Source organism: Bradyrhizobium sp. NBAIM18, assembly GCF_020193825.1.
GTDB classification, from domain to species: Bacteria; Pseudomonadota; Alphaproteobacteria; order Rhizobiales; family Xanthobacteraceae; genus Bradyrhizobium; species Bradyrhizobium yuanmingense.
In genome coordinates this window covers 1-1,043 of record NZ_JADYVO010000064.1, presented here as the reverse complement: position 1 = coordinate 1,043, position 1,043 = coordinate 1, and the positions used below count along the sequence as shown (strand labels likewise).

General features: G+C 62.8%; 1 protein-coding gene. It reads left to right on the top strand.

All coding sequences use genetic code 11. From position 1 onward, the window contains the following. Positions 1–224: 224 nt before the first annotated feature. Positions 225–1,043: transposase (locus I6F17_RS37415; RefSeq protein WP_225190482.1), on the top strand; the 819-nt coding region annotated here is incomplete at its 3' end.

The following is a 1,043-nucleotide window of genomic DNA, read 5'->3' as shown; positions in this document are numbered from 1 at the left end:
CTTTGCCCACCCTTGTATTAGCGCGCCGGGTTAGGATGGCCATGTTCCATGAGGAATGGCCCAGCCCGGGTGGCCACCCGAACTGGGCCGCCGATCGATCGGATCGATGCCCACCGAAGCCTTGAAGGGCTGCGTTTCGTAGCAAGATCGCGGTCGGCACTTCATCGGGACCCGCATGGTTGAACGAACTTCAGGTTCGTATTCACAAGGGAGGGTCGAGGAAGATGGCCAAGCGTATCACGATCTGTGCCGGGATCGATACCGGCAAACACAAGCTCGACGTAGCAGTCGATGGCAGCTCCGAGCAGTTGCGGGTCGACAACGCGGCAAGAGGCCACCAGGCGCTGGTGGAGTGGCTGAAGTGCCGCAAAGTGAAGAGAGTCGGGATCGAGGCAAGTGGAGGCTACGAGCAGGCGGTCGTCGCGGAGCTGCGGCGCAAGCGGTTCGTTGTCGCCTTGTTTCAGCCAAAGCAGGTCCGCGCCTATGGCACGTTTCATCTGCTGCTGGCCAAGAACGACAAGATCGACGCGGCGCTGATCGCGATGTGCACGGCCGCGGTCAAGACGGTCCATCCTGCACCGGATCCGCGGCTGCAGCCCTTTGCCGAGCATCTGACCATGATCGACCAGATCACGGAGGACATCGCAAGACTGAAGAACCGGCTCGAGAGTTGCCGCGACACGCGGATTCAAGGGATTTGGAAGGCGCAGATCGCGCTCCTGGCCAAGTCCAAACGAGCCGAACTCAAGGCCTTGCTCGCGGCGATCCGCAAGCACCCTGATCTAGCCGCACGGCTCGATCTGATCTACAGCGTCGCCGGCTGCGGCCTGCCGACCGCGGTGGCCGTGCTGGTCAGGATGCCCGAGATCGGCAACATCACGCGCGAACGAGCCTCAGCTCTCAGCGGACTGGCACCTTACGACGACGATAGCGGTAAACGCTCCGGCGCCCGTCACATCGAAGGTGGCCGTGAGCGCCTGCGTTGGGCGCTCTACAACGCGGCTCTTGCGGCATCCTCCCGCTGGAACCCGCAGCTCAAGGCT